General features: G+C 60.7%; 13 protein-coding genes, 3 tRNA genes and 1 riboswitch. Of the genes, 2 read left to right on the forward strand and 14 right to left on the reverse strand.

The features are described from left to right. Positions 1-73 precede the first annotated feature (73 nt). Positions 74-1516 carry a magnesium transporter gene (gene mgtE / locus BLO97_RS08750; protein WP_072346428.1) on the reverse strand — a complete coding sequence of 481 codons (1443 nt, stop codon included), beginning with the start codon at positions 1514-1516 and terminating at the stop codon, positions 74-76. A 322-nt stretch (positions 1517-1838) separates the two neighbouring features. Between mgtE and BLO97_RS08755 the strand changes: the two genes are divergently transcribed. Further along, positions 1839-2345, forward strand: coding sequence for a cell envelope protein SmpA (locus BLO97_RS08755; RefSeq protein WP_092145250.1), 507 nt, complete (start codon positions 1839-1841; stop codon positions 2343-2345). A gap of 40 nt (positions 2346-2385) precedes the next feature. Here BLO97_RS08755 and BLO97_RS08760 read toward each other — a convergent pair. The 7 genes from BLO97_RS08760 to ltaE form a co-directional block, all read right to left on the reverse strand. Further along, positions 2386-2462: transfer RNA gene (locus BLO97_RS08760), tRNA-Arg, on the reverse strand. Between the two features lie 72 nt (positions 2463-2534). Beyond that, positions 2535-2611 (reverse strand) — tRNA-Arg (locus tag BLO97_RS08765). A gap of 107 nt (positions 2612-2718) precedes the next feature. Continuing rightward, positions 2719-2809: transfer RNA gene (locus tag BLO97_RS08770), tRNA-Ser, on the reverse strand. Positions 2810-2871: 62 nt separating this feature from the next. Further along, entirely contained in the window at positions 2872-3060 is a 189-nt protein-coding gene (csrA, locus tag BLO97_RS08775; RefSeq protein WP_003178872.1) for a carbon storage regulator CsrA, read from the reverse strand. Between the two features lie 186 nt (positions 3061-3246). Next, positions 3247-4488, reverse strand: coding sequence for an aspartate kinase (locus BLO97_RS08780; RefSeq protein ID WP_014339802.1), 1242 nt, complete (start codon positions 4486-4488; stop codon positions 3247-3249). A gap of 91 nt (positions 4489-4579) precedes the next feature. Continuing rightward, positions 4580-7201: an alanine--tRNA ligase gene (gene alaS, locus BLO97_RS08785; RefSeq protein ID WP_092145247.1), complete on the reverse strand. Its 2622-nt coding sequence runs from the start codon at positions 7199-7201 to the stop codon at positions 4580-4582. A 146-nt stretch (positions 7202-7347) separates the two neighbouring features. Beyond that, positions 7348-8352, reverse strand: coding sequence for a low-specificity L-threonine aldolase (gene ltaE, locus BLO97_RS08790; RefSeq protein ID WP_092145245.1), 1005 nt, complete (start codon positions 8350-8352; stop codon positions 7348-7350). Between the two features lie 271 nt (positions 8353-8623). Next, a riboswitch (FMN riboswitch) is annotated at positions 8624-8792 on the forward strand. A gap of 100 nt (positions 8793-8892) precedes the next feature. Here ltaE and BLO97_RS08795 point away from each other — a divergent pair. Continuing rightward, positions 8893-9402, forward strand: coding sequence for a 6,7-dimethyl-8-ribityllumazine synthase (locus BLO97_RS08795; protein ID WP_092345599.1), 510 nt, complete (start codon positions 8893-8895; stop codon positions 9400-9402). 123 nt (positions 9403-9525) lie between these two features. On the opposite strand, the gene astE is transcribed toward BLO97_RS08795, so the two are convergent. The 6 genes from astE to aruF form a co-directional block, all read right to left on the reverse strand. Further along, the gene (gene astE, locus BLO97_RS08800; RefSeq protein WP_003204782.1) at positions 9526-10533 is read right to left on the reverse strand and encodes a succinylglutamate desuccinylase; all 1008 of its coding nucleotides are present in this window, start codon (positions 10531-10533) and stop codon (positions 9526-9528) included. A gap of 12 nt (positions 10534-10545) precedes the next feature. After that, on the reverse strand, positions 10546-10833 hold the full coding sequence (locus BLO97_RS08805; RefSeq protein ID WP_003178862.1) for a hypothetical protein: 288 nt from the start codon (positions 10831-10833) through the stop codon (positions 10546-10548). A gap of 69 nt (positions 10834-10902) precedes the next feature. Next, complete coding sequence (astB, locus tag BLO97_RS08810) at positions 10903-12249, reverse strand: N-succinylarginine dihydrolase (protein ID WP_092345601.1); 1347 nt, start codon at positions 12247-12249, stop codon at positions 10903-10905. A 130-nt stretch (positions 12250-12379) separates the two neighbouring features. Continuing rightward, positions 12380-13849, reverse strand: coding sequence for a succinylglutamate-semialdehyde dehydrogenase (astD, locus tag BLO97_RS08815; protein WP_175489837.1), 1470 nt, complete (start codon positions 13847-13849; stop codon positions 12380-12382). Beyond that, positions 13846-14871, reverse strand: coding sequence for an arginine N-succinyltransferase (gene astA / locus BLO97_RS08820; RefSeq protein WP_063324712.1), 1026 nt, complete (start codon positions 14869-14871; stop codon positions 13846-13848). The genes astD and astA overlap by 4 nt, the downstream gene beginning before the upstream one ends. A gap of 54 nt (positions 14872-14925) precedes the next feature. Continuing rightward, positions 14926-15945 carry an arginine/ornithine succinyltransferase subunit alpha gene (gene aruF, locus BLO97_RS08825; RefSeq protein WP_092145236.1) on the reverse strand — a complete coding sequence of 340 codons (1020 nt, stop codon included), beginning with the start codon at positions 15943-15945 and terminating at the stop codon, positions 14926-14928. Between the last annotated feature and the right edge of the window lie 178 nt (positions 15946-16123).

The raw sequence follows: 16123 nt of genomic DNA on the forward strand, positions 1-16123 counted from the left end.
ATTTCTGAAGGAAGCGCCGTTTTTTCTATGTGGACAGTATTACGCCAAACAGGCGGGTTTTTCGATGAGCGACTCAGAGCAGGAAAATCGTCGCCAACCCCAGGAAAATGAAGAACCCGCCGCTGTCGGTCACCGCGGTAATCATGACACTGGCACCCATGGCAGGATCGCGCCCCATGCGGGCCAGGGTCATGGGGATCAAGACCCCCATCAATGCCGCCAGCAGCAGGTTGAGCGTCATTGCGGCCGTCATGACCACCCCCAGCGACCAACTGCCATAAAGCAGGTAAGCCACCACACCAATCACTCCCCCCCAAATCACGCCGTTGATCAAGGACACCGCCAGTTCCTTGCGCATCAATCGCGAGGTATTGCCGGTGCTGACCTGGTCCAGTGCCATGGCACGGACGATCATGGTGATGGTCTGGTTACCGGAGTTGCCACCGATACCGGCGACGATGGGCATCAGCGCCGCGAGCGCCACCAGCTTCTCGATGGAGCCTTCGAACAGGCCGATGACCCGGGAAGCGACAAACGCCGTGATCAGGTTGATCGCCAGCCAGGCCCAGCGGTTACGCAGGGACTTCCAGACCGAGGCGAAGATGTCTTCTTCTTCGCGCAGACCGGCCATGTTGAGAACTTCGCTTTCGCTTTCCTCACGAATCAAGTCGACCATTTCATCGATGGTCAGACGGCCGATCAGCTTGCCGTTCTTGTCGACCACCGGTGCAGAAATCAAGTCATAACGTTCGAACGCCTGGGCCGCATCGTAGGCGTCTTCGTCCGGATGGAAACTCACCGGATCGCTGGCCATGACCTCGGCCACCTGCTTTTCCGGGTCGTTGACGAGCAAACGCTTGATGGGCAGCACGCCCTTGAGCACGCCGTCGTAGTCGACCACAAACAGTTTGTCAGTATGCCCCGGCAGTTCCTTGAGGCGACGCAGGTAGCGCAAGACCACTTCAAGGCTGACATCCTCGCGGATCGTCACCATCTCGAAGTCCATCAGCGCACCGACCTGCTCCTCGTCATAGGACAACGCCGAGCGCACACGCTCGCGCTGCTGGCCGTCGAGGGCTTCCATCAGTTCATGGACAACGTCCCGCGGCAGTTCGGGCGCAAGGTCGGCGAGTTCGTCGGCGTCCATTTCCTTGGCCGCCGCCAGCAACTCGTGATCATCCATGTCGGCGATCAGGGTTTCCCGAACCGAGTCCGACACTTCGAGCAGGATGTCACCGTCGCGATCAGCCTTGACCAACTGCCAGACCGTCAGACGCTCTTCCAGTGGCAAGGCTTCAAGAATGTAGGCAACGTCGGCGGAGTGCAGGTCATCGAGCTTGCGTTGCAGCTCGACGAGATTCTGCCGGTGGACCAGGTTCTCGACCCGGTCATGATGCGGGCCTTCCTGGCGATGCGTCAGGTCTTCGACGACCCGCTGGCGCTGCAGCAGCTCAACGACTTGAGCGAGACGATCCTGAAGGCTTTCCTGCGTTTTTTTTACTTCTACTTGGGTCATAGGCGAACTCCACTCCCAGCAGTGGAGCACGCCGGAAGCATCAATCAGTTAATTCATGATTGGCAAAACTTAATATTGAGTAACTACTGGGTAAGTCCATGGATATATTCCAAAGCCCCGGCGGGGCTGACGGGCGCAATCATACACCGCTTGACGCTTTAAAACGCTAAAAAATCATGGCAAGAACAAGCGCTTGCGAGACAAACCTGAACACAGGCTGAACCTGTTCCTTTACGACGACTTATCCGGAAAAGAAAACACACGCCGCGGCAGAAATGCGGCGACTACTCTTCTCTTCTGCACCGTCAAGGAGGACGACCGGATGCACCTCAACCACTGCCTGTTCCTGCTCGCCTGCTTGCCTTTATGGGCTGCCGGGCAGACCGTGCATCGCTGCGAAAACATCGCAGGGCACGTGACATTCACCACCCTGAGCTGCGGCCCGGGAGAAGCTCTGTCACTACAACAGATCCATCCGTACCGCCCAGGTTCGATCGAACCGACAATCAAACCGACGACCGAGGCGATGCTGCCTGAAGCGGAGCGCGGACAAACATCCAGCAACAAAACCACGCGCAAGGAACCAACCGTGATTGGCCAGTTCCAGGACCGCTGCGGGAACCTCATCGACGCCAGGCGACGCCGCGACGCCATCCTGGGCCGACGCATCATCGCCGGCATGAGCCAGCAGGACGTAGAGAGCGCCCTGGGCAAGCCAGACTCGATCAAAGTTCGGAATTCGAGCACGCGCTATACCTACAAGGCGAAGAAAGGCCGCAGCGCAGAGGTCGTGTTCGATGAGAGGGGATGCGTGAAAGGCAAATCGTAGACAGCAAAAAGCCCGCGTTTAACGCGGGCTTTTTGGTGTTTGGTGCACTCGACAGGATTCGAACCTGTGACCGCTCGGTTCGTAGCCGAGTACTCTATCCAGCTGAGCTACGAGTGCAAGTTGTGGTTTTATACCAGATCACAACTGGTTGAAGCCAAGTTATTTGCATTGCTGCAAACAACTCTTAAATGGTGCACTCGACAGGATTCGAACCTGTGACCGCTCGGTTCGTAGCCGAGTACTCTATCCAGCTGAGCTACGAGTGCATTTGTTGCCGCGCATTATAGGTCGTCAATTCCTTTTGTAAAGCGCTTTTTTCAGTAATTTCAATCACTTACTGAGCAAGCCAGGTTTTGACGCACTAAACGAATAATGGCGGAGAACGGGGGATTCGAACCCCCGACACCCTTTTGAGGTGTACTCCCTTAGCAGGGGAGCGCCTTCGGCCACTCGGCCAGCTCTCCGCAACACGGGGCGTATATTAACCACCTTCATCCCCGTTTGCAAACATAAAAATCGATAAAAATTAATGGCTTGGTTCGTCGTCCTTCTCTTTCTTGATACGCAGGTAAATTTCCTCGCGGTGTACAGCAACCTCTTTCGGGGCATTGACGCCGATACGCACTTGGTTTCCTTTGACGCCGAGCACGGTCACGGTGATTTCGCCATCGCCAATAATCAGGCTTTCTGCACACCGACGGGTCAGAATCAGCATACCTTTCTCCTCACGCAATTCACTTAAGGGACAACAGTCTGCAAAAAAAAGGCATTGGACCTACAACCGAAACGGTCGAAGCCTACAGGCCTAGTATTGACCAGCGCGGGCAAAAGAACAGTTTTGGGACGCGCCATTCAGAAAAACAGAGGGCGCGGTCCAGCCGCGCCCTCCAGACAACGCTTTTTACTCGCCCGGCTGGGCAGCAGCGTCGAGTTCGAAAGCCGTGTGCAGGGCGCGCACGGCCAGTTCCAGGTACTTCTCTTCGATCACCACGGAAACCTTGATTTCCGAGGTAGAGATCATCTGGATGTTGATGCTTTCCTTGGCCAGGGATTCGAACATGCGGCTGGCCACGCCTGCGTGGGAACGCATGCCGACACCGACGATCGAGACCTTGGCGATCTTGGTATCACCCACCACTTCCCGGGCACCGATCTCGCCAGCGGTCTTTTTCAGGATCGCTTCGGCAGACTGGTAGTCGTTGCGGTGCACGGTGAAGGTGAAGTCAGTGGTGTTATCGTGCGAGACGTTCTGCACGATCATGTCGACTTCGATGTTCGCGGCACTGATCGGGCCGAGAATCTTGAACGCCACGCCGGGGGTGTCTGGCACGCCACGGATGGTCAGCTTGGCCTCATCGCGGTTGAAAGCGATGCCGGAAATGATCGGCTGTTCCATGGATTCCTCTTCATCAATAGTAATGAGGGTGCCCGGACCCTCTTTGAAGCTGTGCAGAACGCGCAGCGGAACGTTGTACTTGCCGGCGAATTCGACCGCCCGGATCTGCAACACCTTCGAACCGAGACTGGCCATTTCCAGCATTTCTTCGAACGTGATCTTGTCCAGCCGCTGGGCCACAGGCACCACCCGTGGGTCAGTGGTGTAGACACCGTCCACATCGGTGTAGATCTGGCATTCGTCAGCCTTGAGGGCCGCCGCCAGGGCAACCCCGGTGGTGTCGGAACCGCCACGGCCGAGGGTGGTGATATTGCCCTGCTCGTCCACGCCCTGGAAACCAGCGACGACCACGACACGGCCAGCCTTCAGGTCGCCGCGAATCTTCTGGTCGTCGATCTGCAGGATACGCGCTTTGTTGTGCGCGCTGTCCGTCAGGATACGCACCTGGTTGCCGGTGTAGGACACCGCTGGCACGCCACGCTTGATCAGCGCCATGGCCAGCAAGGCGATGGTCACCTGCTCGCCAGTGGAAACGATCACGTCCAGCTCACGGGGAACCGGTTGCTGGTCGCCGCTGATTTGCTTGGCCAGATCGATCAGACGGTTGGTCTCGCCGCTCATTGCCGACAGCACAACCACCAGGTCATCGCCCGCTTCACGGAATTTCTTAACCTTGTCGGCGACTTGTTCGATTCTCTCGACAGTGCCGACCGAGGTGCCTCCAAATTTCTGTACGATCAAAGCCATTTCAAAGCCGCCTCTGCCCATGAAGGGCGCCCAATAAATCACTCAAACAGCGGCCGGGCTCGTCACTAGACCACGAGCCCGCGACGCTGCCTTAAATACCCTGCTCTACGAATGCAACGGTCTGGGCCAGTGCCGCGTCCAGGGCGCCGACGTCGGTACCACCGCCTTGCGCCATGTCCGGACGACCACCGCCCTTGCCGCCCACTGCTGCAGCGGCTTGCTTCATCAAATCACCGGCTTTGAGTTGGCCAGTCAGGTCTTTGGTCACGCCTGCGACGAGAACGACCTTTTCCTCATGGACACTGCCGAGCAGGATCACTGCGCGGCCGAGTTTGTTTTTCAGTTGATCGACCAGCGCCAGCAGTGCCTTGCCATCCTGGCCGTCCAGACGCACGGCCAGCACCTTCACGCCCTTGACGTCCACGGCCTGGGCCGACAGATCGTCGCCCGCGGCGCTGGCGGCCTTGGCCTGCAACTGCTCGAGTTGCTTTTCCAGCAGGCGGTTGCGCTCCAGCACAGCCGACAGCTTGTCGATCAGGTTGTCGCGGCTGCCCTTGATCAGGGTTGCCGCTTCCTTGAGTTGTTCTTCAGCCGCGTTGAGGTACGCCAGGGCTGCGGCGCCGGTGACCGCTTCGATCCGGCGCACACCGGATGCCACGCCACCTTCGCTGATGATTTTCATCAGGCCGATGTCGCCGGTGCGGTTGGCGTGGATACCGCCGCACAGTTCAACGGAGAAATCGCCCATGCTCAGTACGCGCACGCTGTCGCCGTACTTCTCGCCGAACAACGCCATCGCGCCCTTGCGCTTGGCGGTCTCGATGTCGGTTTCTTCGGTTTCCACCGGGGAGTTCTTGCGAATCTCGGCGTTGACGATTTCTTCCAGCGCCTTGAGCTGCTCAGGCTTGATGGCCTCGAAATGGCTGAAGTCAAAGCGCAGGCGCTGACTGTCCACCAACGAACCCTTCTGCTGGACATGCTCGCCCAGCACCTGGCGCAACGCCGCGTGCAGCAAGTGCGTAGCGGAGTGATTCAGCGACGTGGCATGCCGAACGTCGGCGTCGACATGGGCGGCCACCGGGGCGGCGATCATCAGGCTGCCCGACGCCAGCACGCCGTGGTGCAGGAAGGCGCCGCCGGTCTTGGTGGTGTCACGCACGTCGAAACGCGAGCTGCCGGCCTGCAGGTAACCGCTGTCGCCGATCTGGCCGCCGGATTCGGCGTAGAACGGAGTCTTGTCCAGCACGATCACACCTTCCTGGCCTTCGCTCAGGATGTCGACCGATTGCCCATCCTTATAGATGGCGACGATCTTGGCCGAGCCGGTGGTGCCCGCATAACCGGTGAACTCGGTGGCCACGTCTACCTTGACCAGGCTGTTGTAGTCCATGCCAAAGGAGCTGGCGGAACGCGCGCGCACCCGCTGGGCTTCCATCTCGCGCTCGAAACCTTCCTCGTCGAGGGTCAGGTTGCGTTCGCGGGCGATGTCGCCGGTCAGGTCCATCGGGAAGCCATAGGTGTCGTACAGCTTGAACACCACGTCGCCCGGGACCACGTTGCCCTTGAGCTCGGCCAGGTCCTGCTCGAGGATCTTCAGGCCTTGCTCCAGGGTCTTGGCGAATTGCTCTTCTTCAGCCTTGAGCACGCGCTCGATATGCGCTTGCTGGGACTTGAGTTCCGGGAAAGCGTCGCCCATCTCGGCCGCCAATGCCGCAACGATCTGATAGAAGAAGCTGCCCTTGGCGCCCAGCTTGTTGCCGTGACGGCAGGCGCGGCGGATGATCCGGCGCAGCACATAGCCACGACCTTCGTTGGAAGGCAGCACACCGTCGGCAATCAGGAAGCCGCAGGAACGGATGTGGTCGGCGACCACTTTGAGCGAGGCCTGGTTGTCATTGGTGCAACCGATAGCCTGGGCCGACGCGCTCAGCAAGCTCTGGAACAGGTCGATTTCGTAGTTGGAGTGAACGTGCTGCAGCACCGCACTGATCCGCTCCAGGCCCATGCCGGTGTCGACCGACGGCGCTGGCAGCGGATGCAACACGCCATCGGCGGTGCGGTTGAACTGCATGAACACGTTGTTCCAGATCTCGATGTAGCGGTCGCCGTCTTCTTCCGGCGAGCCGGGTGGGCCGCCCCAGATGTCGGCGCCGTGATCGTAGAAAATCTCGGTGCACGGACCGCACGGGCCGGTGTCGCCCATGGTCCAGAAGTTATCGGAGGCGTAAGGCGCACCTTTGTTGTCGCCGATACGCACCATGCGCTCGGCCGGGACACCGACCTGTTTGGTCCAGATGTCATAGGCTTCGTCATCGGTGGCGTAGACCGTGACCCAGAGCTTCTCCTTGGGCAGGTTCAGCCACTTGTCGGAGGTCAGGAAGGTCCAGGCGAAGGTGATGGCGTCGCGCTTGAAATAGTCACCGAAGCTGAAGTTACCCAGCATTTCGAAGAAGGTGTGGTGACGAGCGGTATAACCGACGTTTTCCAGGTCGTTGTGCTTGCCGCCGGCACGCACGCACTTCTGGCTGCTCACCGCACGGGTGTAGGCACGTTTTTCCTGGCCCAGGAAGCAGTCCTTGAACTGGTTCATCCCCGCGTTGGTGAACAGCAGGGTCGGGTCGTTGCCCGGAATCAAAGAGCTGGAGGCTACTCGGGTGTGGCCTTGCTCTTCGAAGAAGCGAAGGAAGGCTTCACGGATTTCTGCGCTTTTCATTAGGTTCTTCCACGGAGGCTGCGGCCAAAGGCCTGTGCAAAACGTCAACAGACGAAGCAACGGCAAAGGGCCGCATTATATCGGCCCTGCGCGTGGGGTACAGCGTGTTTATGCGATAGAAACTGTCAATTGGCCCGGTTGACGGGTCAGTGGCGGGAAAATTCGACGAAAGTGGCGACCACCTGGTCGATTTGCGCCGCGCTCACGTCCATGTGCGTCACCATTCGCAGGCGTGGCGCAGCGCTGAGCTTGACGCCCCGTTCATCGGCAAATGCCTTGATCGCCTCGGCCCGCTCGCCCATTTGCACGTAGACCATGTTGGTCTGCACCGGCTCGACCTCGTAACCCGCCGCTCGCAAGCCCTCGGCGAGCCGCTGGGCATTGGCGTGGTCATCGGCCAGGCGCTGGACCTGATGTTCCAGGGCGTACAGCCCCGCCGCCGCGAGAATCCCGGCCTGGCGCATGCCGCCGCCGACCATCTTGCGCAGCCGACGGGCCTTGCCGATCAGCTCGACGCTGCCGCACAGGACCGAGCCCACCGGCGCGCCGAGGCCCTTGGACAAGCACACCGACACCGAATCGAAATGCTGCGTGATCTGCCGGGCGTCGACATTCAGCTTGACCGCGGCGTTGTACAGCCGCGCCCCGTCCAAATGCAGGGCCAGGCCATGTTCCTGGGTGAAACGCCGGGCCCGGGCCAGGTATTCCAGTGGCAGCACCTTGCCCTGCATGGTGTTTTCCAGGGCCAGCAGGCGGGTGCGGGCAAAGTGGAAGTCATCGGGCTTGATCGCCGCGGCCACTTGCGCCAAGTCCAGGGAACCGTCCGCTTGCACCTCGAGGGGCTGAGGCTGGATCGACCCCAGCACCGCCGCCCCGCCACCTTCGTATTTGTAGGTGTGGGCCTGCTGGCCGACGATGTATTCGTCGCCGCGCTCGCAGTGGGCCATCAACCCCAACAGGTTGCTCATGGTCCCCGTGGGCACGAACAACGCTGCGGCAAACCCCAGGCGTGCGGCCAGTTCGGCTTCGAGGCGATTGACGGTCGGGTCTTCCCCGTACACATCGTCACCAGTAGGCGCGCTGGCCATGGCATCCAGCATGCCGGCGCTGGGTTGGGTGACCGTGTCGCTACGAAGATCGATAACACTCATGAATCTGGCCTCGGGCTCAAGTGGAGGGAAATCCCTTTCGAAGGGCAATTACTGCGGGCATGGCGACGATTAATCAAGACCGACTGGAGGAATATTCCGTGGCGAGGGAGCTTGCTCCCGCTCGGGTGCGAAGCAGCCGCAAAATCTTGGGGCCGCTTCGCAGCCCAGCGGGAGCAAGCTCCCTCGCCACAGTGTTCTCGGGACATCCAGGTCATGCGTTGCGCTGAAATATGTGTTAAAAATCCCCAGCCGCCCCAAACCATGGCGGCAAAAACGTTCTCAGGGCGGGGTGTAATTCCCCACCGGCGGTAATTGCACGCAACGTGCATAGCCCGCGAGCGCTTGGTGGTGCACCGCTTTTTGAGGTGTAGCGACAAGGTCAGCAGACCCGGTGTGATTCCGGGGCCGACGGTCATAGTCCGGATGAAGAGAGAACGGGATTGATACCCAAGGGCCGACTGCGACTGTCCGTGCGCGGCGTACCCTCGAATCCCCTTCGATTCATGACGCCCTGTTTTTCACACAAACAGGAACCAGAACATGCAACCCACTGCAATCGACAGCAAAAGCAAAAGTCATCCGGGCGAGCGCATCGCGTTCATCCAGGCCTGCTGGCACAAGGAAATCGTCGACCAGAGCCGTAAAGGCTTCGTCGCCGAAATGATCATCCAGGGTTACCAGGAAAGTGATATCGACTTCTTCGAAGTCGGTGGCGCCTTCGAGATTCCGCTGCACGCCAAGCTGCTGGCCAAGTCAGGCCGCTACGCCGGCATCGTCGCCGCCGGCCTGGTGGTGGACGGTGGCATCTACCGTCACGAATTCGTCGCCCAATCGGTGATCAGCGGCCTGATGCAGGTCCAGCTGGAAACCGAAGTGCCGGTGTTCTCGGTCGTGCTTACGCCACATCACTTCCATGCCGGGGAAGAACATCAGAAGTTCTTCTTCGAGCATTTCGTGCACAAGGGCCAGGAAGCGGCGAAAACCTGCGCCGATACGTTGCACAAGACCCGGGCGTTGCGCCGTAGTGAGCAGCGGGCGGTAGCGAGCTAAAAACCACTGAAAAACCTGTGGGAGCGAGCTTGCTTGAGATAGCGGTGGTTCAGCCTGCATCGATGTTGACTGATACATCGCTATCGCGAGCAAGCTCGCTCCCACAATGGTTCGGTGTGGGTTTTAGATCAGGTTTTCGTCAGTCGCCGGAACGATCAGAATCCCAGCCCGCAAGCCATTCTTGACCTTGGGGTTCGGAAAGATGATCCGGGCGCCCTCTTCTTCGATCACCCAGCGGGTCTGGGCGATGTCTTCGGCCAGCACGTAGCCTTTCCCCAATTCCGAGAAGTTCTCGATGTCCGCCGGCAGGTTCAGGCGGAAACTGTCGCTGTGCTTGATGATTTCCCGGGCCACGCTGAACAGCTGCAGGCCATCGAGCCCTTCATCCAGCTCCGGCTCGTTGCCCTCGATGATCTGTTGCAGGCGGGTTTCCAGCAGACTGACGTTGACCCCGTCGTTCTGTCCGAATGGCCGAGCCTTGCCCAGTTCCAGGGTGAAGGACTCGGCACCGAGCTGGTCGTAGGTGTAGGCGCTGAACACAATGGACGGCTTGTTCTGCAGCAACACCGCCTCCATGCCCCCGGCACGCAGGCGTGCCAGTTCACGGCGTGAATGCTGGCGACCTTCTTTCCACGGGTAGAGGGCGAACTGCTCGATCTTCGAGCCGCGGATGGCGGTGTGCAGGTCGTAATGCAAGCGACTGCGTTCTGGCCGGCTGAAGAAACTGGCGGCCAAGCGCTCCAGCTCGCAGGCCCGTAGCGCCTCAGGACCGCCGCTCAGCTCATGGCGGCCATTGAACAGGCGGTTGACGTCCTGTTCGACGAAACGCTCACCGCGCCGTATGGCCTCGGGGTTGCCGAACAGGAACAGAATGCGCGCCCGCGGCTTCAAATGGCCACGGGCGATGTCGTGCAGCAAGCGGTCGAGCAGCTCGATCGGCGCGGTTTCGTTGCCGTGGATACCGGCCGACAGCAGCAGGTCCAGACCGTTATCCCGGGCTTCGGGCGGCTTGACCTCCAGCGCGCCCTCGCTCAACCAGCGCATCCGTACGCCTTCGACAGTCAGTTGAGTCTTCTCCGCCGGTTCACGGCCGGCGAGGGTCAGTTCAAGCAGTTTGCCGAGGGCGAGCATAGCGCGGTTTCCTTAATGGTCGTGGCCGCAATCCGGGCCATGGACATGGTCATCGTCGCCGACGTCCGCCGGTTCCATTTCCAGTTGCAGGCTGACCAGGTTGGTCGCCAATGGACGCAACAACAGGTTGGCGTATTCCTCGTCCCCTTCCTCGACATCGACGCCGATCAGCAACTGACCACGGCCATCCTGCTGGATCCACAACTCCTTGCCTTGCCACATCACCGCGACGCGGGTGCAGGAGGTTTCCAGTTGGGTGCCGTCGGTGTCTTCAAGGATCAGCTGCAAGGTATCGCTCATGTCTTTACATTCTCGTCTGGGGATAAGGCAACGCGCCCTGCTTTGACTGTAGTCAGGTCGCGCGCGCTTTCAATTGATCTGGAAAGGATAAACCGAGCCAAGTTTAAGGATTTGTGTCAGTTCATCCAGTGCCCCACGGCATTCGAGCAGCAACTGGGGGTCTGCCAGATCGTTTTCGGTCATGCGGTCGCGGTAGTGCCGCTCGACCCATTGGGTCAGCGAATCGTACAGCGGCGCGGTCATGATAACCCCTGGGTTGACGGCCGCCAGCTCGGTTTCATTAAGGGCCACGCGCAACCTCAGGCAAGCCGGGCCACCACCGTTCTGCATGCTTTGCTTGAGGTCGAAGACCTTCACTTCGCGAATCACCCCGCCAGTGCCCGTCAGGCCTTGCAGGTATTGCCAGACGCGCTCGTTGCCACGGCACTCTTCCGGCACGATCAACAGCATCGAGCCGTCGGGACGCGACAGCAACTGGCTATTGAACAGGTAGGAACGCACCGCATCATCCACCGTCACCGCCGAACGCGGCACGCACACCGACTGAAATTTCCCACCGACTTTGGCGAGTTTGCTGCTCAGCTCGGCCAACATCTTGTCGGTCTCGAGAAACGCGTCCTCGTGATAGAACAGCACTTCGCCATTGCCCACCGCGATCACGTCGTTGTGGAACACACCCTGGTCGATCACCGATGGGTTCTGTTGAGCGTACACCACGCCCTCCTCCCTCAGCCCGTGCAGGCGGGCAACAGCCTGGGAAGCTTCCAGGGTCTGGCGCGCCGGGTATTTCTGCGGCGCGGGATAGCGGGTGTCAAAAGCGCTGCGACCGAACACAAAGAACTCGACACCGGCCTCACCGTAGGCGCGGCAGAAACGGGTGTGGTTGGCCGCGCCTTCATCGCCGAACTGCGCCACCGCTGGCAACGCGGCGTGGTGGGCGAAGTGTTGCTGGTTGGCGAACATCGCCCCCAGCACACGACTGGTGGTCGGATGTTCGATGCTGCGGTGGTATTTGCAATTCAGGTTGGCGGCGGTGAAATGCACGCGACCATCAGCGGTGTCGGCACTCGGGCTGACGGTGGCGGCGTTGGCCACCCACATGCTGGAGGCCGAGCAACTGGCGACCAGCAGCGGCATCGCTTCTTTCGCGGCCTGCTGGATGACCTGGGCATCGCTGCCGGCAAAGCCCAACCGGCGCAGGGCCGCCACGTCCGGGCGCTCCTGCGGCGCCAGCACACCTTGCTGGAACCCCATGTCCATCAGCGCTTTCATTTTCGCCAGGCCCTGCAACGCCGCTTCCTTGGGGTTGGAGGACTGCTGGCTATTGCTCTGGGAGGCGACGTTGCCGTACGAGAGCCCGCCGTAGTTATGGGTCGGCCCCACTAGACCGTCAAAGTTGACTTCATAGGATTTCATCAGCGAGGCTCCACGAGAATCTGTTTTTATAGGCATCAATTACAACCGCGTCGCGGCTATCGCGAGCAAGCTCGCTCCCACAAAGGACTGCACAACCCCCTGTGGGAGCGAGCTTGTTCGCGATCGGGGTTCACACCATTCTCACGCCGGGGGTCAGGGCAGCCGGCATGGCAAGGCTCGGGGTCTCCAGGGACGCCACCGGGTACGCGCAATAATCAGCCGCGTAATAAGCGCTGGCGCGATGGTTGCCCGAGGCACCGACACCGCCGAACGGCGCGCTGCTGGCAGCCCCCGTCAGTTGCTTGTTCCAGTTGACGATACCGGCACGGCTCTCCAGCCAGAACTGCTGGTAACGCTCCTGGGAATCGGACAGCAACCCAGCGGCCAGGCCATATTGCGTATTGTTGGCCTCGGTGATTGCCGCTGCGAAATCTTTGTAGCGGATCACTTGCAGCAACGGCCCGAACAGTTCTTCATCAGGCCGCTCGGCCACGGTCGTCACGTCCAGGATACCCGGCGTCAGCAATGCCGCCTGAGGCTGGGGCTGGGTCATGCTCAACAGCGGCACCGCGCCTTTGCCCAGCAAATGGTTCTGCGCGTCCATCAGCGCCTTCGCCGCGCCCAGGGAAATCACCGACCCCATGAAGGGTGCCGGTTGCTGGTCGAAAGCACCGACTTCAAGGGTCGAGCTGACGGCCACCAGGCGCGCCAGCAAGGCATCGCCCCAGGCTCCTTCCGGCACCAGCAGGCGGCGCGCACAGGTGCAGCGCTGCCCGGCGGAAATGAAAGCGGACTGAATAATGGTGTAGACCGCAGCATCGACGTCGGCCACCTCATCCACCACCAGCGGGTTGTTGCCGCCCATTTCCAGCGCGAGGATCTTGTCCGGACGCCCGGAAAATTGTTGGTGCAACAGATTGCCGGTACGGCTGGAGCCGGTGAAGAACAACCCGTCGATGCCCGAGTTGGCCGCCAGGGCGATACCGGTTTCCCGCGCGCCTTGCAGCAGGTTCAGTACGCCCGCCGGCAGACCAGCCTCGACCCAGCACTTGACCGTCAGCTCGGCGACTTTCGGCGTCAGCTCGCTCGGTTTGAACAGCACGCTGTTACCGGCCAGCAGCGCTGGCACGATGTGGCCATTGGGCAAGTGACCGGGGAAGTTGTAGGGGCCGAACACCGCCACCACGCCATGGGACTTGTGGCGCAGCACGGCGGTGGCGTCGCCCAGGGGGCCGCTCTTCTCACCGGTCCGCTCGCGGTAGCTCTGCACCGAAATGGCAATTTTATTGACCATGGTGGTGACTTCGGTCGCCGCTTCCCACAACGGTTTTCCGGTTTCTTCACCGATGCACTGGGCCAGTTCGTCAGCATGGCTTTTCAGGCTCGCGGCAAAGGCTTCCAGTACCTGGATGCGCTCATCCAGCGTACGCCGAGCCCAGCCCGGAAACGCCTGGCGCGCGGCCTGCACCGCCGACTCCACCTGCGCAGCCGTGGCGCCCTTGCCCGACCACAGCACCTGCTGGGTCACCGGGTTCAACGACTCAAAAACGTCACCTTGGCCTTCCAGCCAACTTCCTGCGATGTACAGCGAATTCATTATTTCGACTCCCGAGCAGCAGACAACGCGACGGCACGCACCTGATCGCCGGCATTGAGTTGAAGACGTTTGGCAGTCAGCGGATCGACCACCAGGGTGCCCGCAGCCAGGCGCGCCGGTGCCGCCGTGATGCGGCAGTCCTCGCGCTTACGGTTATGAATGATGAACGGCGTGGCGTCATCACCCGGCGTACCGATGGCCAGCACCAGCGCCTGGCTGTCACGAATCGCGCGGATCTTGCCGGTTTCGCACTCCACCGCCGGGCCGGCGTCGAAGATGTCGACGTAACCCTGGTAACTGAAGCCTTCGCTCTTGAGCATCGACAATGCCGGTTCGGTGTCCGGATGAACCTGGCCGATCACGGCCCGGGCATCTTCGGACAAGAAACAGGTGTACAGCGGGAACTTGGGCATCAGCTCGGCGATGAAGGCCTTGTTGCCCACGCCGGTGAGGTAATCGGCCTGGCTGAATTCCATCTTGAAGAAGTGTCGGCCCAGGCTTTCCCAGAACGGTGAACGCCCCTTGTCGTCGGACATGCCGCGCATCTCGGCGATGATCTTGTTGCCGAACAGCTGTGGGAATTCGGCAATGAACAACAGCCGCGCCTTGGCCAGCATGCGGCCATTGAGGCCACTGCGGAAATCGGCATGCAGGAACAGCGAGCACAGCTCGGAATTGCCGGTCAGGTCGTTGGCCAGGAACAGGGTCGGGATTTCCCGGTAGATGTTCAGCTCCTGGGAGGCGCTGACCGTCAGGCCGACCCGGAAGTTGTACCAGGGCTCACGCAACCCCACGGCGCCAGCGATGGCGGAAATGCCCACCACGCGACCGTCATCGTCTTCGAGCACGAACAGGTAGTCCGCGTCACCGCGCCCGGCTTCGCCGCGAAAGGTCTTCTCGGCCCAGCCGACCCGATGGGCCAGGCGCTCTTCGTTGGCCGGCAAGGTGGTCAGGCCGGTGCCCGTGCTGCGGGCCAGGGCGATCAGAGCGGGTAAATCGCTGCTGCGTACGGGACGAACGATCATGCTATCTCCTCAAACGGGTCGCTTGCGCCACCCGCGAAACTCAGCTGTAAAGCGTTATACGGCTACCAGGCGCACGCTGGCGCCTTCGCCGACGCCCAAGGCTTCGGCCGCTTCCATGTCCAGCGTCACAGGCTTGCCCGGCGCGTAATCGAGCTCGAGCAGCACGGCGCGGTAATCCTGCAACTGGGCATTGGCCACCAGGTACTGGCGGCCGGCACCCTTGACCGGTTCGCCGATCTTGACCGGCACCACGCGGCTCTGGGCGATCGAGCGGATGCCCGAGACACGAGCATGCAGGGTCGGGCCACCGTCGAAGATGTCGATGTAGTGATCGGTCTCGAAACCCTCGCGCATCAGGATGTCGAAGGTGATCTGCGCCCGCGGATGGACCTGCCCCATGGCCTCTTGGGCGGCATCCGGCAACAGCGGCACGTAGATCGGGTAGTGCGGCATCAGCTCAGCGAGGAAGGTACGGCTTTTCAGCCCGCACAAGCGCTCGGCGGCGGCATAGTTGAGGTCGAAGAAGTTGCGGCCGATGGCGTCCCAGAATGGCGAGTCGCCATTCTCATCGCTGTAGCCGACGATCTCGGTCACCACCGAATCGGCAAACCGTTCCGGGTGGCTGGCGACGAACAGCAGGCGCCCGCGGGAATTGAGTTCCGACCATGGCGAACCCACCAGCTCCGGCACCACGTAGAAACTGGTCAGCAGGCTGTTGCCAGTCAGGTCGTGGCATTGGGAGAGCACGTGGATCTTGTTGTGGATCTTCAGCTCACGGGAGGCGTGAACGAAAGTCTCGTTGCGAAAGCTGTAGAACGGTTCGGAATAACCGGCCGAAGCGACGATGGCCGAACAGCCCACCAGCTTGCCGGTCGTGGTGTCTTCAAGGACGAAGAAATAGCTCTCTTCACCGTTGAAGCTGACTTCGGCGGCAAACGAGGCTTCGCTCGCGGCGATCTTGTCGCTCAGGCGTTCCACGTCATCCGGCAAGGAAGTGACACCGATCGGACTGTCCGCAGCCAGACGCTGTACCTCGCCCAGATCAGCCATTTGCGCGGGGCGCATCACCAGCATGGTGTCACTCCTTAACTTGAAATAAACGGTTCGACCATCAGGGTCGATACACAGAAAAAACTAAACGAACACGCGGGTCCGCATTGCATCTGCGGCGGTCTTCGATTTTTCAGCCGCTGCAAGACTCCTGTGGGAGCGAGCTTGCTCGCGATAGCGGTGTGCCAGTCAACATCGATGC

Source organism: Pseudomonas sp. NFACC05-1, from assembly GCF_900100135.1.
Taxonomy (GTDB): Bacteria; Pseudomonadota; Gammaproteobacteria; order Pseudomonadales; family Pseudomonadaceae; genus Aquipseudomonas; species Aquipseudomonas fluorescens_Q.